Annotated in this window: 34 protein-coding genes and 1 pseudogene; 3 read left to right on the top strand and 32 right to left on the bottom strand. The window is 58.8% G+C overall.

Annotated elements, in window-relative coordinates:
• Positions 1-8 precede the first annotated feature (8 nt).
• The 25 genes from rpsK to rplC form a co-directional block, all read right to left on the bottom strand.
• Positions 9-413 carry a 30S ribosomal protein S11 gene (gene rpsK / locus ACN9MZ_RS04125; RefSeq protein WP_028101645.1) on the bottom strand — a complete coding sequence of 135 codons (405 nt, stop codon included), beginning with the start codon at positions 411-413 and terminating at the stop codon, positions 9-11.
• Between the two features lie 14 nt (positions 414-427).
• Positions 428-793 (bottom strand): 30S ribosomal protein S13, encoded by a 366-nt coding sequence (gene rpsM / locus ACN9MZ_RS04120; RefSeq protein ID WP_028101646.1) that lies wholly within the window; start codon positions 791-793, stop codon positions 428-430.
• A gap of 16 nt (positions 794-809) precedes the next feature.
• The gene (rpmJ, locus tag ACN9MZ_RS04115) at positions 810-923 is read right to left on the bottom strand and encodes a 50S ribosomal protein L36 (RefSeq protein WP_082507582.1); all 114 of its coding nucleotides are present in this window, start codon (positions 921-923) and stop codon (positions 810-812) included.
• A gap of 36 nt (positions 924-959) precedes the next feature.
• Positions 960-1,178 (bottom strand): translation initiation factor IF-1, encoded by a 219-nt coding sequence (infA, locus tag ACN9MZ_RS04110; RefSeq protein ID WP_005663428.1) that lies wholly within the window; start codon positions 1,176-1,178, stop codon positions 960-962.
• Complete coding sequence (gene secY, locus ACN9MZ_RS04105; protein WP_426341007.1) at positions 1,179-2,513, bottom strand: preprotein translocase subunit SecY; 1,335 nt, start codon at positions 2,511-2,513, stop codon at positions 1,179-1,181.
• A 26-nt stretch (positions 2,514-2,539) separates the two neighbouring features.
• Complete coding sequence (gene rplO, locus ACN9MZ_RS04100; protein ID WP_028101648.1) at positions 2,540-2,971, bottom strand: 50S ribosomal protein L15; 432 nt, start codon at positions 2,969-2,971, stop codon at positions 2,540-2,542.
• Between the two features lie 26 nt (positions 2,972-2,997).
• The gene (gene rpmD / locus ACN9MZ_RS04095; protein ID WP_035373423.1) at positions 2,998-3,174 is read right to left on the bottom strand and encodes a 50S ribosomal protein L30; all 177 of its coding nucleotides are present in this window, start codon (positions 3,172-3,174) and stop codon (positions 2,998-3,000) included.
• A gap of 14 nt (positions 3,175-3,188) precedes the next feature.
• Positions 3,189-3,707, bottom strand: a complete 519-nt coding sequence (gene rpsE, locus ACN9MZ_RS04090; RefSeq protein WP_057264732.1) for a 30S ribosomal protein S5 — start codon at positions 3,705-3,707, stop codon at positions 3,189-3,191.
• 10 nt (positions 3,708-3,717) lie between these two features.
• The gene (gene rplR / locus ACN9MZ_RS04085; RefSeq protein WP_028101651.1) at positions 3,718-4,080 is read right to left on the bottom strand and encodes a 50S ribosomal protein L18; all 363 of its coding nucleotides are present in this window, start codon (positions 4,078-4,080) and stop codon (positions 3,718-3,720) included.
• Positions 4,081-4,093: 13 nt separating this feature from the next.
• Positions 4,094-4,627 (bottom strand): 50S ribosomal protein L6, encoded by a 534-nt coding sequence (gene rplF, locus ACN9MZ_RS04080; protein WP_057264734.1) that lies wholly within the window; start codon positions 4,625-4,627, stop codon positions 4,094-4,096.
• A gap of 11 nt (positions 4,628-4,638) precedes the next feature.
• Positions 4,639-5,034, bottom strand: coding sequence for a 30S ribosomal protein S8 (gene rpsH, locus ACN9MZ_RS04075; RefSeq protein ID WP_057264736.1), 396 nt, complete (start codon positions 5,032-5,034; stop codon positions 4,639-4,641).
• Positions 5,035-5,048: 14 nt separating this feature from the next.
• Positions 5,049-5,354 (bottom strand): 30S ribosomal protein S14, encoded by a 306-nt coding sequence (rpsN, locus tag ACN9MZ_RS04070; RefSeq protein ID WP_055937643.1) that lies wholly within the window; start codon positions 5,352-5,354, stop codon positions 5,049-5,051.
• Positions 5,355-5,360: 6 nt separating this feature from the next.
• Positions 5,361-5,900 (bottom strand): 50S ribosomal protein L5, encoded by a 540-nt coding sequence (gene rplE, locus ACN9MZ_RS04065; RefSeq protein ID WP_155452625.1) that lies wholly within the window; start codon positions 5,898-5,900, stop codon positions 5,361-5,363.
• Positions 5,901-5,906: 6 nt separating this feature from the next.
• Complete coding sequence (gene rplX, locus ACN9MZ_RS04060) at positions 5,907-6,221, bottom strand: 50S ribosomal protein L24 (RefSeq protein ID WP_055937637.1); 315 nt, start codon at positions 6,219-6,221, stop codon at positions 5,907-5,909.
• An 11-nt stretch (positions 6,222-6,232) separates the two neighbouring features.
• Positions 6,233-6,601, bottom strand: coding sequence for a 50S ribosomal protein L14 (gene rplN, locus ACN9MZ_RS04055; protein ID WP_028101657.1), 369 nt, complete (start codon positions 6,599-6,601; stop codon positions 6,233-6,235).
• Between the two features lie 255 nt (positions 6,602-6,856).
• Positions 6,857-7,123, bottom strand: coding sequence for a 30S ribosomal protein S17 (gene rpsQ, locus ACN9MZ_RS04050; RefSeq protein ID WP_055937633.1), 267 nt, complete (start codon positions 7,121-7,123; stop codon positions 6,857-6,859).
• Entirely contained in the window at positions 7,120-7,311 is a 192-nt protein-coding gene (rpmC, locus tag ACN9MZ_RS04045; RefSeq protein ID WP_028101659.1) for a 50S ribosomal protein L29, read from the bottom strand. Before rpmC ends, rpsQ begins: the two co-directional genes overlap by 4 nt.
• A 12-nt stretch (positions 7,312-7,323) precedes the next feature.
• The gene (gene rplP / locus ACN9MZ_RS04040; RefSeq protein WP_028101660.1) at positions 7,324-7,743 is read right to left on the bottom strand and encodes a 50S ribosomal protein L16; all 420 of its coding nucleotides are present in this window, start codon (positions 7,741-7,743) and stop codon (positions 7,324-7,326) included.
• Positions 7,744-7,745: 2 nt separating this feature from the next.
• The gene (gene rpsC, locus ACN9MZ_RS04035; protein WP_057264738.1) at positions 7,746-8,537 is read right to left on the bottom strand and encodes a 30S ribosomal protein S3; all 792 of its coding nucleotides are present in this window, start codon (positions 8,535-8,537) and stop codon (positions 7,746-7,748) included.
• 9 nt (positions 8,538-8,546) lie between these two features.
• Positions 8,547-8,879, bottom strand: a complete 333-nt coding sequence (gene rplV / locus ACN9MZ_RS04030) for a 50S ribosomal protein L22 (protein ID WP_207232949.1) — start codon at positions 8,877-8,879, stop codon at positions 8,547-8,549.
• On the bottom strand, positions 8,876-9,151 hold the full coding sequence (gene rpsS, locus ACN9MZ_RS04025; protein WP_093556914.1) for a 30S ribosomal protein S19: 276 nt from the start codon (positions 9,149-9,151) through the stop codon (positions 8,876-8,878). Before rpsS ends, rplV begins: the two co-directional genes overlap by 4 nt.
• Positions 9,152-9,160: 9 nt before the next feature.
• Positions 9,161-9,988 carry a 50S ribosomal protein L2 gene (gene rplB / locus ACN9MZ_RS04020; protein ID WP_155452628.1) on the bottom strand — a complete coding sequence of 276 codons (828 nt, stop codon included), beginning with the start codon at positions 9,986-9,988 and terminating at the stop codon, positions 9,161-9,163.
• Positions 9,988-10,305: a 50S ribosomal protein L23 gene (rplW, locus tag ACN9MZ_RS04015; RefSeq protein WP_057264745.1), complete on the bottom strand. Its 318-nt coding sequence runs from the start codon at positions 10,303-10,305 to the stop codon at positions 9,988-9,990. Before rplW ends, rplB begins: the two co-directional genes overlap by 1 nt.
• Positions 10,302-10,922 (bottom strand): 50S ribosomal protein L4, encoded by a 621-nt coding sequence (gene rplD, locus ACN9MZ_RS04010; protein WP_426341006.1) that lies wholly within the window; start codon positions 10,920-10,922, stop codon positions 10,302-10,304. Before rplD ends, rplW begins: the two co-directional genes overlap by 4 nt.
• Positions 10,923-10,925: 3 nt before the next feature.
• A complete protein-coding gene (gene rplC / locus ACN9MZ_RS04005) occupies positions 10,926-11,582 on the bottom strand; it encodes a 50S ribosomal protein L3 (protein ID WP_426341005.1) in 657 nt (218 codons plus the stop codon).
• A gap of 226 nt (positions 11,583-11,808) precedes the next feature.
• Here rplC and ACN9MZ_RS04000 point away from each other — a divergent pair, with 226 nt between their 5' ends.
• From ACN9MZ_RS04000 to ACN9MZ_RS03990, 3 genes are all read left to right on the top strand, one after another.
• Positions 11,809-12,537 carry a PEP-CTERM sorting domain-containing protein gene (locus ACN9MZ_RS04000; RefSeq protein WP_426341004.1) on the top strand — a complete coding sequence of 243 codons (729 nt, stop codon included), beginning with the start codon at positions 11,809-11,811 and terminating at the stop codon, positions 12,535-12,537.
• Positions 12,538-12,617: 80 nt separating this feature from the next.
• A complete protein-coding gene (locus tag ACN9MZ_RS03995) occupies positions 12,618-13,982 on the top strand; it encodes a family 43 glycosylhydrolase (RefSeq protein WP_426341003.1) in 1,365 nt (454 codons plus the stop codon).
• Positions 13,983-14,058: 76 nt separating this feature from the next.
• Positions 14,059-14,418: a DUF2784 domain-containing protein gene (locus tag ACN9MZ_RS03990; protein ID WP_426341002.1), complete on the top strand. Its 360-nt coding sequence runs from the start codon at positions 14,059-14,061 to the stop codon at positions 14,416-14,418.
• A gap of 416 nt (positions 14,419-14,834) precedes the next feature.
• On the opposite strand, the gene creD is transcribed toward ACN9MZ_RS03990, so the two are convergent.
• The 7 genes and pseudogenes from creD to rpsJ form a co-directional block, all read right to left on the bottom strand.
• Positions 14,835-16,199 (bottom strand): cell envelope integrity protein CreD, encoded by a 1,365-nt coding sequence (gene creD / locus ACN9MZ_RS03985; RefSeq protein WP_426341001.1) that lies wholly within the window; start codon positions 16,197-16,199, stop codon positions 14,835-14,837.
• Positions 16,200-16,337: 138 nt separating this feature from the next.
• Positions 16,338-17,593: pseudogene (locus tag ACN9MZ_RS03980) on the bottom strand (IS3 family transposase).
• A 54-nt stretch (positions 17,594-17,647) separates the two neighbouring features.
• Positions 17,648-18,277: a hypothetical protein gene (locus ACN9MZ_RS03975; protein ID WP_426341000.1), complete on the bottom strand. Its 630-nt coding sequence runs from the start codon at positions 18,275-18,277 to the stop codon at positions 17,648-17,650.
• Between the two features lie 17 nt (positions 18,278-18,294).
• Positions 18,295-19,680, bottom strand: coding sequence for a two-component system sensor histidine kinase CreC (gene creC / locus ACN9MZ_RS03970; RefSeq protein WP_426340999.1), 1,386 nt, complete (start codon positions 19,678-19,680; stop codon positions 18,295-18,297).
• Positions 19,677-20,399: a two-component system response regulator CreB gene (creB, locus tag ACN9MZ_RS03965; RefSeq protein WP_426340998.1), complete on the bottom strand. Its 723-nt coding sequence runs from the start codon at positions 20,397-20,399 to the stop codon at positions 19,677-19,679. Before creB ends, creC begins: the two co-directional genes overlap by 4 nt.
• Positions 20,400-20,417: 18 nt before the next feature.
• Positions 20,418-20,609, bottom strand: coding sequence for a hypothetical protein (locus ACN9MZ_RS03960; protein WP_426340997.1), 192 nt, complete (start codon positions 20,607-20,609; stop codon positions 20,418-20,420).
• A gap of 70 nt (positions 20,610-20,679) precedes the next feature.
• On the bottom strand, positions 20,680-20,997 hold the full coding sequence (gene rpsJ / locus ACN9MZ_RS03955) for a 30S ribosomal protein S10 (RefSeq protein ID WP_028101676.1): 318 nt from the start codon (positions 20,995-20,997) through the stop codon (positions 20,680-20,682).
• Between the last annotated feature and the right edge of the window lie 105 nt (positions 20,998-21,102).

Raw genomic sequence — 21,102 nt, 5'->3', positions numbered from 1 at the left:
TGCAGATATTAGATGCGACGACGCTTAGGAGGACGGCAGCCGTTGTGCGGCACTGGGGTCACGTCCTGGATCTCGGTGATCTTGATGCCCAGGTTGTTCAGTGCGCGAACAGCGGATTCGCGGCCAGGACCAGGGCCCTTGATGCGAACTTCCAGGTTCTTCACGCCGCATTCCTGCGCAACTTTACCAGCGGCTTCAGCAGCAACCTGCGCTGCGAACGGGGTCGACTTACGCGAACCCTTGAAGCCTGCACCACCGGAGGTCGCCCACGACAGAGCGTTGCCCTGGCGGTCGGTGATGGTGATGATGGTGTTGTTGAAGGAAGCGTGAACGTGTGCGATACCTTCAGCGACGTTCTTCTTGACTTTCTTGCGTACGCGAGCGGCTGCTGCGGAGCTTTGTTGCTTAGCCATAGTAGTTCCCTAGATTATTTCTTCAGCGATTGAGCGGCCTTGCGCGGGCCCTTGCGGGTACGTGCATTGGTGCGGGTGCGCTGACCGCGGACCGGCAGGCCCTTACGGTGACGCAGACCACGGTAGCAGCCCAGGTCCATCAGACGCTTGATGTTCATCGACAGTTCGCGGCGCAGGTCGCCTTCCACGATGAACTTGCCGATTTCTTCACGCAGCTTTTCCAGCTCGCTGTCGTCCAGGTCCTTGACCTTCTTGTTGGTTGCAACGCCGGCTTGTGCGCAGATGAACTGCGAACGAGGACGGCCGATACCGTAGATCTCGGTCAGGCCGATAACGGTGTGCTTATGGTTTGGGATGTTAACCCCTGCAATACGTGCCATTCGTTATTCCCTCGAATTAACCTTGACGCTGCTTGTGACGAGCTTCCACGCAGATTACGCGGACCACGCCCTTGCGCTTGATGATCTTGCAGTTGCGGCAGATGCGCTTAACTGAAGCGTTAACTTTCATGATTGCACTCTCTTATGTTCGAAATTGCTTAATTAATTACTTTGTCCGGAACACAATACGGGCCCGGCTCAGGTCGTACGGCGTCAATTCAACCGTGACCTTGTCGCCAGGGAGAATGCGGATATAGTTCATCCGCATTTTACCCGAAATGTGGCCGAGTACCACGTGGCCATTTTCCAGCTTTACTCGAAAAGTTGCGTTGGGCAAGTTCTCCAGGATCTCGCCCTGCATCTGAATGACGTCGTCTTTTGCCATTTATCGTGTCGGAAGTCCGCCCTTGAAGTTAGCTTTGCGCAGCAGCGATTCATATTGCTGCGACATCACATAGTTTTGCACTTGAGCCATGAAGTCCATGGTCACAACCACAATAATCAACAGCGAAGTACCACCAAAATAGAACGACACCTTCCACTGGGCTTGCATGAATTCCGGCAGCAAGCACACGGCGGTGATGTACACGGCGCCCGCCAGGGTCAATCGCATCAGGATCTTGTCGATGTAACGGGCTGTCTGCTCACCGGGACGAATCCCTGGCACAAAGGCCCCGCTCTTCTTCAAGTTGTCCGCAGTTTCCTTGCTGTTGAACACCAGTGCGGTGTAGAAGAAGCAGAAGAACACGATTGCCACGGCGTACAGCAGTGCATGGATTGGCTCACCTGGAGCCATCGACGCAGCCAGATCTTTCAGGAAGCGGACCACTGGGTTAGAGGTGTCCGCACCTTTCGAAAACCAGTCCACGATGGTAGCCGGGAACAAGATAATCGACGAAGCGAAGATCGGCGGAATCACGCCTGCCATGTTGAGCTTGAGCGGCAGGTGGCTGGTCTGCCCACCGTAGATCTTGTTGCCGACCTGACGTTTGGCGTAGTTGACCAGGATCTTGCGCTGGCCACGTTCGACGAACACCACGGCGTAGGTGACGGCTGCCACCAGGACCACGATGAGAATCCCCGAGAACGCGTTGATCTGGTTGTTGCTGACCTGGGTGAACAAGCCACCCAGCGCATTTGGCAGACCCGCCGCGATACCGGCGAAGATGATGATCGAGATGCCGTTACCAAGGCCACGCTCGGTAATCTGCTCGCCCAACCACATCACGAACATGGTGCCGGTCAGCAGCGTCACCACGGTGACGAAGCGGAAGCCCATGCCAGGGTCGATCACCAGGCCAGGCTGGGCTTCCAGCGCGACCGCGATGCCGAACGCCTGGAACAAAGCCAGACCGACAGTTGCATAACGGGTGTACTGGGTAATCTTGCGACGGCCCGATTCACCTTCTTTTTTCAGCGCCTCCATGGTCGGCGACACGATCGACACCAGTTGCATGATGATCGAGGCCGAAATGTATGGAGTAATGCCCAGGGCAAAGATCGTGAACCGCGACAGCGCGCCACCCGAGAACATGTTGAACATGCCCAGGATGCCGTTCTGCTGCGTTTCAAACAACCGTGCCAGCTCTACCGGGTTGACACCCGGAACAGGGATGTGTGCACCAATACGGTACACCACCAGAGCGCCCAGCAAAAACCACAGCCGGTTCCAAGGGAAGCCGGCGGCGGCGGATTTAGCAAGCTGTTGGTTCGTCGCCAATTTTCGCTCCGATTAAGCTAGCCGGCTCAGGCTACCGAGCCGCCAGCTGCTTCGATGGCTGCTTTCGCGCCAGCGGTCACCTTCAGGCCTTTTACGGTCACTGCTTTGGTGATTTCGCCGGAAGCGATCACACGTACGTCGCGTGCCAGAACATTCAGCACGCCGGCCTGTTTCAGCACCAGGATGTCGACTTCACCGACAGCCAGGGCGTTCAGGTCGGACAGACGCACTTCAGCCTTGAAAGTGGCATTCAGGGATTTGAAGCCACGCTTAGGCAGACGACGCTGCAGAGGCATTTGACCGCCTTCGAAGCCGACTTTGTGGAAGCCGCCCGAACGCGATTTCTGACCTTTGTGGCCGCGGCCTGCGGTTTTACCCAGGCCGGAGCCGATACCGCGGCCAACGCGGCGCTTAGCGTGCTTCGCGCCTTCTGCTGGTTGAATGGTATTCAGTTGCATTGTTTTCTCCAGTTCCTAAGGGTCGCTTAGGAAACGACTTTAACGAGGTAGGCGACCTTGTTGATCATGCCGCGCACAGCAGGAGTGTCCTGCAGTTCGCTGACAGAGTTCACACGACGCAGGCCCAGGCCACGCACGGTAGCGCGGTGGTCTTGACGGGTGCCGATCAGGCCCTTCACCAGTTTGACTTTGATAGTGCTCATTGAAGTGCTCCCTATTAACCCAGGATCTCTTCAACCGACTTGCCGCGCTTGGCAGCGATGTCAGCTGGAGTGCTCATTTTGGCCAGGCCGTCCAGGGTGGCGCGCACCAGGTTGTACGGGTTGTTCGAACCGGTGGATTTCGCCACCACGTCGGTCACGCCCATCACCTCGAAGATAGCGCGCATGGCGCCACCTGCGATCACGCCGGTACCTGGCTTGGCTGGCGACATCATCACTTTCGACGCGCCGTGGCGGCCGGTGACGGTGTGCTGCAGGGTGCCGTTCTTCAGAGGAACCTTGATCAGGTTGCGGCGGGCTTCTTCCATTGCCTTCTGCACACCGACTGGAACTTCCTTCGACTTGCCCTTGCCCATGCCGATGCGGCCATCGCCGTCACCAACCACGGTCAGCGCGGCGAAGCCCATGATGCGACCACCCTTGACCACTTTGGTCACGCGGTTGATCGCGATCATTTTTTCGCGCATGCCATCATCCGGCTTATCGGATGCCATTTTTGCTTGCATTTTTGCCATGATCGTACCCTTAGAACTTCAGGCCAGCTTCACGCGCGGCTTCAGCCAGCGCCTTGATGCGGCCGTGGTAACGGAAACCGGAGCGGTCGAAGGCGACTTCGGTGATGCCCGCTTTCAGTGCTTTTTCTGCGACACGCTTGCCAACCAGTGCGGCAGCGGCGGCGTTGCCACCCTTGCCAGACTTGCCAGCCAGCTCGGCGCGCACTTCCGCTTCCACGGTCGAGGCCGAAACCAGAACTTTGGCGTCCGGGCTGATCAGGTTCGCGTAAATGTGCAGGTTGGTGCGATGAACCGACAGGCGGTTCACTTTCAGTTGCGCGATCTTGATGCGAGTTTGACGTCCGCGGCGCAGACGAGATTCTTTTTTGTCCATCGTCAGCCCCTAATTACTTCTTCTTGGTTTCTTTGAGCTTAACCACTTCGTCCACATAGCGGACACCCTTGCCTTTGTATGGCTCAGGGGAGCGGTAAGCACGCACTTCGGCGGCAACCTGGCCAACCTTTTGGCGATCAACGCCAGAGATGATGATCTCGGTTGGGGTCGGGGTTGCGCACTTCACGCCGGTTGGCATGTCGTGAACGACCGGGTGCGAGAAGCCCAGGGACAGATTCAGCTTGTCGCCTTGAGCCTGGGCTTTGTAGCCCACGCCGACCAGGGACAGCTTCTTCTCGAAGCCCTTGGTTACGCCCACCACCATGTTGTTGACCAGGGCACGCAGGGTGCCGGACATGGCGTTCGATTCACGGCTGTCGTTCACCACGTCGAAGGACAGGGTGCCAGCGTTGTTTTCAACTTTTACCAGGCCGTTCAGGCTCTGGGTCAGGGTGCCCAGCGGGCCCTTGACGGTGATCGCTTGTGCGGAGATGGCAACTTCGGCGCCAGCAGGCACAACGATCGGCATTTTAGCTACACGAGACATTGTGTTACTCCTTAAGCCACGAAGCAGATGACTTCGCCACCAACACCGGTAGCGCGCGCCTTGCGATCGGTCATGACGCCTTGCGGGGTCGACACGATTGCCACGCCCAGGCCGTTCATCACGGTTGGGATCTCATCTTTGCCTTTGTAGATACGCAGGCCTGGACGCGAAACACGTTCCAGACGCTCGATCACAGGACGGCCTACATAATATTTCAAACCGATTTTCAGTTCCGACTTGCCCTCGTTGGTGGACACGACGAAATCTTCAATGTAACCCTCGTCTTTCAGGACGTTGGCAATCGCAACTTTCACCTTCGACGATGGCATGGCCACGGAGGTCTTTTGCACGGTCTGTGCGTTGCGAATACGGGTCAGCATATCGGCGATAGGATCGCTCATACTCATTGCTTATTCTCCTATTACCAGCTGGCTTTGGTCATACCCGGGATTTCGCCACGCATGGCGAATTCACGGAGCTTGATACGACCCAGGCCGAATTTACGGAAGGTGCCACGTGGGCGACCGGTGACCTGGCAGCGGTTGCGCTGACGGGTTGGAGCCGAGTTACGCGGCAGTGCCTGCAGTTTCAGGCGCGCTTCGTAACGCTCTTCTTCCGACTTGGTCTGGTCATCAATGATGGCCTTCAGAGCGGCGCGCTTGGCAGCAAACTTGGCTACCAGGTCAGCACGCTTCTGTTCACGGTTAATCAGTGCGAGTTTTGCCATGATCGTTTAGTTCCTGAACGGGAATTTAAAGGCGGCGAGCAGCGCTTTGGCTTCATCGTCGGTCTTCGCGGTGGTGGTGATCGAGATGTTCATACCACGCAGTGCGTCGATCTTGTCGTACTCGATTTCCGGGAAGATGATCTGTTCTTTCACGCCGATGTTGTAGTTACCACGGCCATCGAAGGATTTGCCAGACACACCACGGAAGTCACGCACGCGCGGCAGGGCCACGGTGATCAGACGGTCCAGGAATTCGTACATGCGGGCGCCGCGCAGGGTCACCATGGTACCGATCGGGTAGCCTTCGCGGATCTTGAAACCTGCGATTGCCTTACGGGCCTTGGTCACGACTGGCTTCTGGCCGGCGATCTTGGTCAGGTCGCCAACAGCGTGCTCGATGATTTTCTTGTCAGCCACGGCTTCCGAGAGACCCATGTTCAGGGTGATCTTGGTCAGGCGCGGCACTTCCATCACGGAGGAATAACCGAACTTGCCGGTCAACTCAGCGACGATCTTGTCTTTGTACAGTTGTTGCAGACGGGCCATTTCTGATTACCCTTTCACTACTTCGCCGGAGGACTTGAAGACGCGGACTTTTTTGCCATCCACTTCCTTGAAGCCTACGCGATCTGCCTTACCGGTCGCAGCGTTGAACAGAGCAACGTTGGACACGTGAATTGGCATGGTCTTGTCAACGATGCCACCTTGAACACCAGTCATCGGGTTTGGCTTAACGGCTTTTTTAGCCACGTTAACGCCGTCCACCACGACGTGCTCAGCGTCTACACGCTGGGTCACTACGCCGCGCTTGCCCTTGTCCTTACCAGTCAGGACGATGACTTCGTCGTTTTTGCGAATCTTATCCATTGTCTGACTCCTTACAGGACTTCCGGTGCCAGGGACACGATCTTCATGAACTTCTCAGTGCGCAGTTCACGCGTCACTGGGCCAAAGATACGGGTACCGATCGGTTCCAGCTTGTTGTTCAGCAGGACAGCAGCATTGCCGTCGAACTTCACCAGCGAACCGTCCTGGCGACGCACACCCTTAGCGGTGCGCACTACCACGGCGTTATAAATTTCACCTTTTTTGACACGGCCGCGAGGCTGAGCCACCTTAACGGTGACCTTGATCACGTCGCCGATGCCAGCGTAACGGCGCTTGGAACCGCCCAACACCTTGATGCACATGACTTCCTTGGCACCGGTGTTGTCGGCCACTTCGAGCCGGCTTTCAGTTTGAATCATAGTTATCTCTTTCCCAACTTAAGCCGAAGAATCCACACAATGCGGACATCGGTCAGTCTTGGTCCCGCCAGCAAACACAACGCCTGCTGATTGGGTGCTTGATCTTCATACAAGTACTGACCGCTATCGCGTCTACGGAGAGAAACTTTGCGGCGGACACATGGACGAAGCCCGCAAGTATCACATAAAACCTGCGGGCCTGCAAGAACTAATTAAATTGTGGCCGGGAACTCACGCTCCCGGCTGGCAACTTACTTAGACGATTTGTGCAGCTTGCACTACACGGGTCACCGTCCACGCCTTCGTTTTGGAGATCGGACGACCTTCCACGATCTCTACCGTATCACCGGCTTTGACCTGGTTGGTCTCGTCGTGCGCGTGGTACTTGGCGCTACGCACGATGATCTTGCCATACAGAGGGTGCTTGACGTGACGTTCGATCAGAACGGTAACGGTCTTGTCCATCTTGTCGGACACGACTTTACCGATCAGAGTACGCTTCAGCTTAACTTGTTCGGTCATTTCGCTTCCTTCGAGTTCATTACCGTTTTCACGCGGGCGATGTCGCGGCGGACCTTCTTCAGCTGCGAACTGTTGCCCAGCTGCTGGGTAGCAGCTTGCATACGCAGACCGAACTGCGCCTTCAGCAGGTCGTTCAGTTCTTTCTGCAGTGCAGCCTGGTCTTTGCCACGGAGTTCAGATGCTTTCATATTTCACTCCAATTATTGGCCAACCTGGCGCACCACGAAGGTGGTAGCCAGAGGCAGTTTAGCAGCAGCCAGACGGAACGCTTCGCGTGCCAGTTCTTCGCCAACGCCATCCATTTCGTACAGGACTTTGCCTGGACGGATTTCGGCAACGTAGTACTCCGGATTACCTTTACCGTTACCCATACGGACTTCGGCAGGCTTGTTGGAGATCGGCTTGTCTGGGAAAACACGGATCCAGATACGGCCACCACGCTTGATGTGACGGGTCATTGCACGACGAGCGGACTCGATCTGGCGTGCAGTGATACGGCCACGAGCCACGGCCTTCAGGCCGAACTCACCGAACGACACGTTAGTGCCGGTGGAGTGCGAAATGCCGGTGTTGCGGCCTTTCTGCTCTTTACGATATTTCCTGCGGCTTGGTTGCAGCATGCTTATTCTCCTGCTTTGTCAGCTGCAGCCGGCTTGGCAGCGCGGCGGGCGGCTGGGGCTTTGGCGCCTGGAGCTGGACGGCGGCCAGCTGGCTTACCGTCGTCGCGGCGCGGGCCACGTGGCTTCTTCTCTTCAGCCGGGGTGTCGATGACTGGTGCTTCGCCGGTGGCGGAGCGGTCACCCTTGTACACCCACACCTTGACACCGATGATGCCGTAGGTGGTGGAAGCTTCGGAGGTACCGTAGTCGATGTCCGCCTTCAGGGTATGCAGAGGCACGCGGCCTTCGCGATACCATTCGGTACGGGCGATCTCGATGCCGTTCAGACGACCCGAGGACATGATCTTGATGCCCTGGGCGCCCAGGCGCATTGCGTTCTGCATGGCGCGCTTCATGGCGCGGCGGAACATAATACGCTTTTCCAGCTGCTGGGAGATCGAGTCAGCGATCAGCTGAGCGTCGATTTCCGGCTTACGGATTTCTTCGATGTTCACGTGCACTGGCACGCCCATGATCTTGGTCAGGGCGGACTTCAGGACTTCGATGTCCTCGCCCTTCTTGCCGATCACGACGCCAGGACGCGAGCTGTACACGGTGAAGCGTGCGTTCTTGGCAGGACGCTCGATCACGATGCGGCCTACGGAAGCGTTTTTCAGCTTCTTCTTCAGGAAAGCACGTGCCTTCAGGTCTTCGTTCAGCATCGAAGCGAAGTTACCGTTGGTTGCGTACCAGCGAGATGCCCAGTTACGGGTGACCGCCAGACGGAAACCGGTTGGATGAATTTTCTGACCCATCGCAGCTCCTTAGTTACCGACAGTCACGTAAATGTGACAGGATTGTTTCGAGATACGGTCGCCACGACCTTTAGCGCGTGCAGTGAAGCGCTTCAGGATTGGACCCTTTTCGACGTAGATCGTTTTCACGAACAGTTCGTCGATGTCGGCACCGTCGTTGTGCTCGGCGTTCGCAATAGCGGACTCCAGCACTTTCTTGACGATGAACGCGCCTTTCTTAGGGCTGAACTGCAGGATGTTCAGCGCAGCGTCAACCTTCTTGCCGCGGATCAGGTCAGCGATCAGGCGACCCTTTTGATCCGACAGGCGCACGCCTTTGAGGATAGCTTTGGTTTCCATTATTTCTTAGCCTTTTTGTCAGCAGCGTGGCCCTTGAAGGTACGGGTCAGCGCGAATTCGCCGAGCTTGTGACCAACCATGTTTTCGGACACGTACACAGGCACGTGGACCTTGCCGTTGTGCACGGCAATGGTCAGACCGATGAAGTCAGGCATGATCGTCGAGCGACGGGACCAGGTTTTGATTGGCTTTTTGTCTTTGGTCGCTTGAGCGGCTTCGACTTTTTTCACCAGGTGGGCGTCGCAGAACGGCCCTTTTTTCAATGAACGAGTCATGGTTTATCCTTATTTCTTGCCGCGGCGAGAGACGATCATCGAAGAAGTACGCTTGTTGGAGCGAGTCTTCTTACCCTTGGTCTGCTGGCCCCATGGGGACACTGGATGACGACCAGCTGCGGTACGGCCTTCACCACCACCGTGCGGGTGGTCGATCGGGTTCATTACCACACCGCGGACGGTTGGGCGAACACCGCGCCAGCGCATGGCACCGGCTTTACCGATCTTGCGCAGGCTGTGCTCAGCATTGCCGACTTCGCCGATGGTGGCGCGGCACTCGATGTGCACGCGGCGCACTTCGCCGGAGCGCAGGCGAACCTGGGCGTAAGTACCTTCGCGGGCCATCAGGACCACAACGGCGCCAGCGGTACGGGCCATCTGGGCGCCTTTACCTGGCAGCATTTCCACGCAGTGGATGTTGGTGCCGACTGGGATGTTGCGGATTGGCAGGCAGTTACCGGCCTTGATCGGCGCTTCCGAACCGTTCAGCAGGGTGTCGCCAACAGCAACGCCTTTCGGGGCGATGATGTACTTGCGCTCGCCGTCGGCGTAGCACAGCAGGGCGATGTGTGCGGTACGGTTTGGATCGTATTCGATACGTTCCACTTTCGCAGGGATGCCATCCTTGGTGCGCTTGAAGTCCACAACACGGTAGTGGTGCTTGTGGCCACCGCCGATGTGGCGGGTGGTGATGTGACCGTTGTTGTTACGGCCAGCAGTCTTGGACTTCTTTTCCAGCAGGGCGGCGAACGGACGACCTTTGAACAGGTCGCTGTTCACAACCTTCACCATGCCGCGACGGCCTGGGGAGGTTGGCTTCATCTTAACGAGTGCCATTATTTAGCCTCCTCGGTGAAATTGATTTCCTGGCCTGGCTTCAGGCACACGAAAGCACGCTTGGTGTGGTTGCGGCGACCGATGAAACGGCCGGAACGCTTGACCTTACCTTCGCGGTTCACGGTCTGCACCGATTCCACTTCAACCTTGAACAGCAGTTCAACGGCGGCCTTGATTTCTGGCTTGGTCGCGTCCTTGGAAACCAGGAACACGATCTGTTCGTTCTTTTCCGCAACCATGGTGGCTTTTTCGGAAATGACCGGAGCCAGCAGCACCTTCATCAGGCGCTCTTCGCTGTGTTTGATAACTGCGCTCATGCCAGCATCTCCTCAATCTGTGCCAGGGCTGCCTTGGTGACCAGGACCTTCTTGTAGAAGACCAGGGACATTGGGTCAGCGTGACGCGGCTCGACAACCAGCACGTTCGGCAGGTTGCGGGAAGCCAGTTCCAGGTTTTCCTGGATGGTGTCGGTAACGATCAGGACCGAGTCCAGGCCCATGCCGGTCAGCTTTTGCGACAGCAGCTTGGTCTTAGGAGCGTCGATAGCCAGGTCTTCGATCACAACCAGGCGCTCTTCGCGGGCCAGCTGCGACAGGATCGAGCAGATACCTGCGCGATACATCTTCTTGTTGACCTTGTGCGAGAAGTTCTCGTCAGGGGAGTTCGGGAAGATGCGACCACCACCGCGCCACAGCGGGGAGGAGGACATACCAGCACGAGCACGGCCGGTGCCTTTTTGGCGCCATGGCTTCTTGGTCGTGTGGTGGACTTCTTCACGGTCTTTTTGCTTGCGGTTGCCGCTACGTGCGTTGGCAGCGTAGGCAACGACGACTTGGTGGATCAGCGCTTCGTTGTAATCACGGCCGAAGACGGTGTCTGCGACGGCAACGTTAGAGGCGGCTTGACCTTGCGCGTTCAAGAGCTTGAGTTCCATCGATTAAGCTCCCTTCTTTGCTTTAACTTTAACAGCTGGCGATACAACAACCTGGCCGTTTTTCGCGCCTGGTACTGCACCTTTCACCAGCAGCAGCTGGCGTTCAGCGTCGATACGAGCGATTTCCAGGTTCTGGGTGGTGACGGTAACGTCGCCCATGTGACCGGTCATGCGCTTACCTGGGAACACACGGCCTGGATCCTGCGCCATACCGATGGAGCCTGGTACGTTGTGCGAACGGGAGTTACCGTGGGTTTGACGACCCGATGCGAAGTTGTGACGCTTGATGGTACCGGCGTAGCCTTTACCAATCGACACACCCTGCACGTCGATCTTCTGACCGACTTCGAACAGGGAAGCGGCGATAACTTCACCGGCTTTCAGTTCGTTTGCCTTAGCTGCGTCAACGCGGAATTCCTTCAGGAAGGAACCAGCTTCAACACCTGCTTTAGCGTAGTGACCGGCAGCAGCTTTAGTCACGCGGGATGCGCGACGCTGACCGAAGACAACCTGAACAGCGGAATAACCATCCACTTCAGGAGTTTTGATTTGCGCAACACGGTTGTTCGATACGTCCAACACGGTGACTGGGATCGAATCCCCGTCATCGGTGAAGATGCGCATCATGCCAACCTTGCGACCGAGGAGGCCAAGGCTCATTTTTTCTCCATTCCCACCTACGATTGGGCGGGGCTTTGTTTAACTACAAAAAAAGATACGGGCAAAAAAGACGAACCCATACCGAAGCCGGCTAGTGTACCGACATTTCCCCCTTGACGCAACAGCTTTGTACGAGGTATGTCATATGTTTTAGCCTGGCGGCAAGCGAGCGCCGCCGCCAGTTAACTCGCGGATAAGATTGCCTCCTTTGTGTACGGAGGTTCCCATGGTAAAACTGGCAATTCCCGCACTCCTGGCCGGCCTGCTGGCCGCTCCCCTGACCCACGCCGGCAACGTCGGCGCCACCCTCACGGTCGATCAGCTGCAGCTGCAAGGCAGCGGCAACTACACCGTGCAGCCGGACAATCGCAAACTGTATTCGCGCATCGTCAACGTCGACACTTATAAGGACATTGCCGAATGGGCCATCGACAAGGATAGCTGGCAGCCCGTGGCCACCAACGCCCAGCACAACGGCTCGCAGGCGCAAGGCGGCTGGAACCCGCTGGCCGGCGGCGGCGGCCTGGCGGTCGACATGGCCGAAGGAGACGGCGCCTGGCGCAGCGGCGAAAGCAGCCTGTGGACCGACATTCTTCTCAATCTTGCACCCGGCGCCAGTGTGACCGTCAGCGGCCGCTTGCAACTGGCCTTCCACGACAGCAGCGCGGGCGGCGCCAAAAGCAGCGGCTTCGCCGGAATCTGCCTCGACCTGAGTCCCGCCGCCTGCGAACCTGACTACAAGCGCGGCAGTACGCTGGGCGCAGAACCGGGTGGGTTTAGCGACAGCTTCTCGCTGGGTTGGCACAACGACACTGCCTACAACCAGCAACTGCTGTGGCGAACCCAGCTGATGGTCGACGCGCTCTCGCCGGTGCCGGAGCCGGCCAACTGGGGCATGCTGGGCGCCGGCCTGGGCCTGCTCGGACTATGCCGGAAACGGTATCGCAGCGGATAAAAAACTCATTGGTGCCTTGAGGCAACGCCTCCTAATCTGGTGATGGGCTAGTGCGCCCTATAAATAGATAAGGAGACCGAATGAAAAAGCTGCTGGCAGTACTCTGCCTGTGCCTGCACGCCCTGGCGGCGCAGGCCATCAACCTCGCCGGGCTGCAGAACGCCCACGACCCAGGCACCATCACCAAGGACGGCGACACCTATTTCAACTTCACCACCGGCACCGGGATCTGGTATTCCACCTCGACCGACCTGACCACCTGGCAGGGCGGCCCGGGGCCGGTGTTCAACACCTACCCAAGCTGGATCGCCAACAAGATCCCCAACTTCAGCGGCTCGTTCTGGGCGCCGGACGTGATCCACATGAACGGGTATTACTATATTTACTACTCGGTCTCGACCTTTGGGACGTCCAGCTCGGCGATCGGCGTGGCCCGCTCGGCCTCGCTGAAAAACCCGGCCTGGACCGACCTCGGCATTGTGGTCGAATCGTTTGGCGGCAGCAGCGAGATCAACGCCATCGACCCGGCCCTGTACCGCGACCATGACGGCAAGGTGTACATGAGCTACGGCTCCTTCTTCGGCGGCATCGGCGTGGCCGAGATCAACCAGTCGACCGGCAAGCTGGCCGGCAACGTCACCAAGATCTGGGGCGGCAACGGCCAGGACATCGAAGCCCCCTACATCACCCGCGACGGCGGCTACTACTACCTATTCGTCAATCGCGGCGCCTGCTGCAAAGGCAGCAACAGCACCTACTACGTCGAGGTGCAGCGCGCCACCAGCATTACCGGCCCCTACTCCGGCACCCGCACCGTGCTGCCGAATGTCGACGGCAAATACAAAGGCCCCGGCCACATCGGCGTATTGAAGCAGGATGGCTGCAACTTCACTTCGATCCACTACTACGACCTGAACGACGGCGGCAATGCCAAGCTCGACATCTTGCGCATGACGTATAGCGGCGGCTGGCCCAGCCTGACGCGCAACTTCACGAATTTCGCCGGTTGCGGCGGCATGAGCGACGGCCCCTACGTGATCAAGTCGCGCCTGAGCGGCAAAGCGCTGGCGGTCGCCAACGCCTCCACCAGCAACGGCGCCATGGTGCAGCAGCAGACCTACAGCGGCGGCAAGCACCAGCAATGGTATTTGATCGGGCATGGCGACGGCCAATACAGCATCATCAACGCCGGCAGCCTGCTCAGCCTCGACAACTGGGAAAACTCCACCACGGCCGGCACCAATATCGCGCAATGGTCCTACTGGGCCGGCAACGGCCAGCACTGGAGCTTCGCCAGCCCCGCCAGCGGCTGGTACACGGTGAAGAACCTGCTGAGCGGCTACGTGGTCGACGTGCAAAACAAGAGCACCGCCGAAAACGCCCAGATCATCCAATGGTCGCTGAACAACGGCACCAACCAGCAATGGAGCTTCATCCGCCCATAAGCACCGCCGAGCCCGTGTCACACCATGGGGTCACACCCCAAAGGTGACACGGGCTCGTCCAGAATGGCAGCGTACAATGCAGCGATGCTATTTCGTCTTGCTGCCGATGCAGTCTTATTGTTGCACCTGGCCTTCATCGTGTTTGCCTTGTGCGGCGCTGCGCTGGCCGCGCATTTGGCGACTTCAGCTGCCGGTTGTCCTGTGGGCTGTTGGCATTGAACTGATGGGTGCAATCTGCCCGCTCACCTATCTGGAAAACGACTTACGCATGCGCGCAGGCCAACAGGGCTATTCGGAGGGATTCATCGAGCATTACCTGCTGCCCTTGATGTACCCTGCCGGCCTGACGCCTGCCGTGCAATACATACTGGCGAGCGTCGTGCTGGGCGTGAACCTCACGCTGTATGCCTGGCTGTGGCTGCGCCGCCACCAATAGCGCTGATCCGCAGGACGCGATTGCCACCTGTTCCGGCCAGCGGATATAGCCGCGAAACGTATCGGCCTGGCCACGCCCCAGCCTCGCTTGAAGAATCTGCATCAGGTCCCGGTAGGCAGCGCTGTCCCGCGCCGGTGCGCACGGCAGGGCCAAGCTGTAGGCCGGCGCGCTGCCATGCCCGGTTACCGCAACCTCGCGGTAGGCACTGACCACTATGGCCACCAACTCCGTGCCGGGACGGACATCCAGCTGCCACGCCACCGTCTCATAGCTGGCCAGCACCAGTACCACGCGCGTGCCGCGCTGGTCCAGCACCACCCGCACCGGACCGGACGGCTGACTGGCCGTATAGCCGGACAGCACTACCATTTGCGCCCCCTCGGCGAGGGCTGGCGTCAACAGGCCGCCCGGCAGCATCACGCTTGCTCCGCCGGCAGTGGCGCCGGGCTTCCCAAGCTGTACCAATCGACCTTGCGAGTGGCAACCATGATGGCGGCCAGCACGGCGAACAGCAGGATCGCGCCCAGCATCAGGGCATTGTTTTCCGAAATGAGCAGGCCGAACAGGATGCCGTACAGAGCACACAGAGCGCCGCCAAAGCCGAGGCCGCGTTTCCAGTCATGCAGTACGTGAATCAGGTAATAAGTAATCAGCACGATGCAGGCCGCGCTGGCGGCAAGGTAGGAAGCGACAAAGTTGTAATGCTCGGACAGGCTGACCAGCAGCAGGAAGAATAGCGCCAGTGCCAGTCCCACCAGCAAGTACTGCACCGGGTGAATCGGCAGCCGCTTCATCACTTCGAACAGGAAGAAGGCGGCGAAGGTCAGCGCAACAAACATCAAGCCGTACTTGGTGGCACGGTCGGCCATCGAGTACACATTGACCGGTTCAATGAACGCAGCTTGAATGGTGTCGAGTGCCGGCAAAGCATTGTCACCCTGCCCGGCCGATTGTTCGCGCAGTCGCAGCTGAGACTGGGCTTCGCTAGCCAGCGAGGAAATCCGCCACATGGCCTGGAAGCCCTTGCCGTCGAGGTTGTATTGCTCAGGCAGGAATCGACCGCTGAATTGCGGGTGCGGCCAGCTCGACGACATGACGAAGCGGTTATTGCGCGCCAGCGGAACAAAGGCCTGGCTGTTCATTCCCGCCAGGTTCAGGCCATAGCTGAACTTGACCGGACCCGGCGTGGCATCGTCCATCGAGAGATTGGCATGCAAGCCCTGCCGCGTGGAGCGTAGGCCGGAGCCCTGTTCGAATTCAACGCTGCGCGTGCCCCACACCAGGCGCGGAATATCACGTACGCCGCGCACGTCGGCTACAGCGAGCGCAATGTAAGGGCGCTCCGCTGTGATCTGCGAGCCGGACTCGGTATGCGGCAGCTCAGCTGCCGCCGGCACGATGAAGTCGCCGTTGATCTTGTGCGCTCCATTGAACATCAGCACCTGGTGGATACCGCGGTGGCGGCGCTCGGTGCCAAGGTTGGATACCACCTCCAGCTCATTGGGGAAAACCAGGTGCTGCGATCGCTTACGGTAGCGCTTGATTTCCGGCTTGCCGTCCTTGTCCTTTTCTTCGACGGTGTAGACCTCGCTGTACGGCATGACCAGCACCGGCCCGTAAATATGCTGCTCGCCCACCGAATCGGCGGCAATGCTGCGCGCCGCTTCATCGCGGTAGGCGATGCGTTCAGCAATGGTGGATTGGATCATGGCCAGCGGCACGCCGAGCAGCAGCATCAGCACTCCGACGATGAGGGCTTTGACCAGGAGTCTTTTTTGCATGATTTGGCGCATTCTGTTGTTAAGGTTGCGCCAGTGTAGGGAGCGTTTATGCGCTGGTGATGCGTTTCGTGTGAAGAGCGCTCAACGGATTTGTATGCAAGTGATCTTGCCCCGTCACTTCCGGACACAGTCTATCGCTTAGTTAGCGCCGATCTGAGCTCGGCGCAGTAGCTCTTTCCGAAACATGCTTGGTGACTTGTAGCCCAAGGACGAATGCGGATGAACCTCATTGAAATGCTTGAACGCAGCCGGCATCTGTCGCAGCACGATGTCTGCGCTGGTGCGATCCATCTGGCTGACGTAATCGCGTTTAAACGTGTTCACGAAGCTCTCGGCCATGCCATTGGATTGCGGACTGCACGCCGGGGTGTGGACGGGTTTGATGCCCAGCTCCTTGACCAAGGTATGCGTATCCTTCGCCCGAAAAGCGCCGCCATTATCGCTCAAGAATTCCAGCTCGACGCCACTGCGTACTCTTGCCTCGCCAAAGCGCGCCTCGACGCCCTCAACCAGCATATCACGCACAGGTTCACCGGGCAGGCCTCGGCTGGACCACGCACGCCACGAAATGATCTCGCGGTCGCAGCAGTCTTTCAGGAATACGCCTGTGACCACGTCACCGTTGTCGCATCCGATCTCGAAGCCGTCGGAACACCATCGGCGATTCGATTCCTGGACCGCCACGGTGCCGTTATGCACGCGGGCGCTAACGATCCGCTTCGGTGCTTTCGGAAGCAGCAGCCGATAAGCCTTCATGACCCGGTAAAAGCGCTTGTGGTTAAACAACGCCAGACCTGCCGCCATTCGCCGACGATTGACCAGTGCCCCAGCACGTCGATAACCGTACGTCGGCAACTGGCCAATCTCTGCTCGAACCGCGTCCACCAACGCCAAGTCGGCAAGCACATCGATCTGCAGCACACTCCGGCCATCAACCCAATCCGGCGACCGCGTCATCAACTTAATCACGTGAGAGCGCGCCACGCCCAAGGCCTGGCAGACCGGTTTCACTGGTCGACCTTCGGCAACAAGGGCGCGCGCAATCCACTTTTTTTCGCGGGCGAATTCCACGGCTTCTTTCAGGATTTCTGCTTCCATGGTCTTCTTGCCCAACATGCGCTGCAGCTACGCGATTTGGGCGCGAGCGGCTGCAAGTTCACTCGCCGGCACGACCGATTCGCCAGCATGGATTGCGACCAGGGCACCTTCGCGTTCCAGCTTTCGCCAGTTGAATAGCTGGCTCGCGCTGATTCCGTGTTTGCGCGCTACCAGAGAAACGCTCATTCCTGGCTCGTACGTTTCTCGCACCAGTGCTGCTTTTTCTGCGGCGGACCACCGGCGACGCTTCTCGTCGCTGACGTCACCACCTCGATTGTTTGCCTGCTTTTAGTCATATGCCTAGTCCTATTCCTAGTCGTAAGGATAATGCATAGACTGTGTCCGGTGATTCAGGGGGCTATCTCACAAGCTCCTCCGACCTCGTGCTCTTGAAGGTCCGGCGGCGCCTGATGGGTACTAGCGTCTGCCAGCGATACCACGCAATCGCCCGGTTCGCCGTCTACTAGCATTTCGTATGATTTACCCGGCTCTGGCTCAAAGCTCATGACACGGACACATCGCTCGGTAGTTACCTCAATCTCAAGTATTGTCTTTCCCGGGACCTTCAGCACGGCATTCAAAGCATTCTGCGCACCGTTCAAAGTCTTATGAGTGGTTTCAAGCCGGGAGATCTGCAGGTATAGGCGGCGGCCAGCAGCAACCATTGCATTCTTACGAATACCCAACATGTTACCCAAAATAACCACCCGGCCATTGCCGGCACCGGGCGTACATTGCGCATCGGCGAAGCCTGAAACTTCTACCATGCGCGACTTATTTTTGCTTAGCCAGTTTCCTGCCTCTGGTGGGATATGTACCGCCATCTGAGCCGATTTTTCGCCCGCGCCCGGCTGCTGGTAAACCGAGGCACACCCCGCCAACAGTATCGAACCTACCAATAAACCAATTCCCGACCGCCTCACCCAGCATCCCTCAAAAACAAGTCTGTTGAAAATAATGTCCGATTGAATGATCGGCAAAAGATTGACTGGGCATTCTACGATTTTTTGGGCAGGCGCGCTATGGCACGGCAACCGCCACCGGACGCATTGACAACCTGGGCTGTACCGCCATGCAGCGTTACCACTTCTCGCACAAAAGGCAGTCCGAGGCCAGTACTCTTCGGGGCATCCGGGCGTGGCAGCGAGTAGAAGCGCTCGAATACGCGTTCGACTGCGTAGTCCGGGACGCCGGGGCCGTTATCGGCGACCACGATCTCGAGAACGTCGCCATTGTCTCGCGCAGACAAGCCAATGCGGCTGCCGCGGGGCGCGAAGCTGATGGCATTGTCAAGCAGGTTGCCTAGCGCCTGGCGCAGCAGCAGACGGTCACCCAGCAACTGCAATTGCGACAGCGCGTCCACCTCGATCTGCAGCGAGTGCGCAGCGAGGCGGGCCTGAAAGTCCCCGGCTACGTCCTGCAGCAGGCCGGCCACGTTGATCGGGGCCGCGTCATCGATGCGCTGTTGCTTCTCCACCCGCACCAGTGCCAGCAGCTTGTCGATCAGGTCGCGCTGGCGGGCATTCTGGGCCTGGATGGTCGACAGGAACTGGCGGCGCTGCTCGGGCGGCATGTCTTCTTCCAGCAGTTCGGCCGTCGCCTGGATGGCGGCGATCGGGCTTTTCAGCTCGTGCGTGAGCGTGTGCATCAGGGTCTCGACGTAGTCCTTGCCTTCCAGCTTGGCGCGCATCGCCTCCAGCGCGTGGCCCAGGGTGCTGATCTCGCTGCTGCCCAGTTTGGGCATGACGGCTTTGCGGCCGGCCTGCACCTCTTCCACAAACACCATCAGCTTGTTGACGGTGCTGGCCATGCGCCAGGTGATCGCAACGCCGATCAGCAGCGACAGGCCAAGCAGCACCACGCCCCACTTGAGGATCTTGCGCTGGCTGCGCTCAATGAGCCCTTGCACACTGGAGATGGGCTTGGACACCGTCAGCGCGCCAATGATGTTGGCGCCGTCGCGCACCGGCGCCGCGACGTACATTGCCAGGCCGCCGTATTCACGCGGCGAGTCACTCGACATGCGGGCGCCGTACTTGCCGCGCAGCGTGAGGTAGACGTCATTCCACTTCGAATAGTCCTTGCCCACCGCCTTGCCGGCGGAATCGAAGCGCACAATGCCATGTGCATCGGTGATGGTGATGCGGTAGTCGGTGTTGCGGCTGGCGGCGCCGATCTTTTCCAGCAGGGCCGGTTCCGTGGCGCCACCCTTAACGTCGTCGGCAACCACTTGCGCCAGCAGTTGTGCGGTGTCGACCATCGCCGCTTCCAGCGTGGAGCGGGCGCCGGGTTTGACTTCCTGCACGAAGACATTGAGCAGGAACCAGGCTGCCAGGCCGACAATCAGGAAGTAGCCCAGCAGGATGCGCAGGCCGATTTTCATGCGCCGGTCTGCAGGCTGTAGCCCATGCCGCGATGGGTCTGGATCGGGTCGGCGTTTTCATCGATGGCGCGCAACTTGGCGCGCAGGGATTTGACGTGGGCGTCCACCGTGCGGTCCAGCGTTTCCGGGGCGTCGCACCAGACGCGGTCCATCAACTGGGCGCGCGACAGCACGTGGCCCGGGTGTTCGACCAGGGTTTTCAGCAGCAGGTATTCGTAGCGGGTCAGGTCGAGCGGCTGGCCGCAGAACAGGATGCGCGCTTCAGCAGCGCGCAGTTCGAAGCCTGGCGTGCGCGAGGCAGCCGGCGCCGACGGGGGCGAGACCGGCGCGGCGGGCGCGACGCCGTTGCCGTTGCCGGCGCGGCGCAGGATGACGCGCACGCGCGCCACGAGTTCACGCGGCGAAAAAGGCTTGGTGACGTAATCGTCGGCGCCGATCTCGAGGCCGACGATGCGGTCGATTTCATCGCTGCGCGCGGTGAGGAAAATTACCGGCACTTCGGAGAACTGACGCAGGCGGCGGCACACATCGAGGCCGCTGATATCGGGCAGGCCGACATCGAGGATCACCAGCGCCGGCGCCTGCTCGCGCGCGGCTACCAGCGCCTGCTCGCCCAGCATCACATGGTGCGGAGCAAAGCCCTCCTTGCCGAGGGCGAAGGCAATACTGTCTGCAATGGCTTGTTCGTCTTCGACGATCAGGATGGTCTTGTCACTCATGCGCGGCAGTATAGCGCGTCAGTTCTTGTCGGCTTCATCTCTCTGCTTTTGTTGTGCCTCTTGCGCCGCCTTGAGTGCATCCTTCGCCTTGTCGCGCTGGGCACCCATGGCCTTGATATCTTGCGCCGCCTGGTCGGCCGGGTTCTTCTTGCCGCAGGCGGTGAGCAGGGACAGTGCCGCGATGGCGGCGATGACTGCGAAGCGTTTCATGCCAATCTCCTGGAAAAAGAAAAGCCCGCTCAGGAGCGGGCTTTTAAGGTGTCTTGCGACGAAACCGGTATTACTGCAGTTTGATTTCGACGTCCACGCCAGCTGGCAGGTCCAGCTTCATCAGGGCGTCAACAGTCTTGTCGGTTGGGTCCACGATGTCCATCAGGCGCTGGTGGGTACGGATTTCGAACTGGTCGCGGGAAGTCTTGTTCACGTGCGGGGAACGCAGCACGTCGTAACGCTGGATGCGGGTTGGCAGAGGAACTGGGCCTTTTACCACGGCGCCGGTGCGCTTGGCGGTGTCAACGATTTCCAGTGCGGACTGGTCGATCAGCTTGTAGTCGAAAGCCTTCAGGCGGATACGGATCTTTTGGTTTGGAGCGGACATGCTTATTCCTTAAAAGAACGAACCGGCAACAATATGTTTCCGGCAATGTATGTAAATACTACGACGGGCCGACATGATAGCACATGCCGGCCCGCTTGATTCATC

The organism is Pseudoduganella sp. S-14 (assembly GCF_049913285.1).
GTDB lineage: Bacteria > Pseudomonadota > Gammaproteobacteria > Burkholderiales > Burkholderiaceae_D > Rugamonas.
Note: the sequence above shows the minus strand (reverse complement) of the source record. Positions and strands in the feature narration are given on the sequence as shown.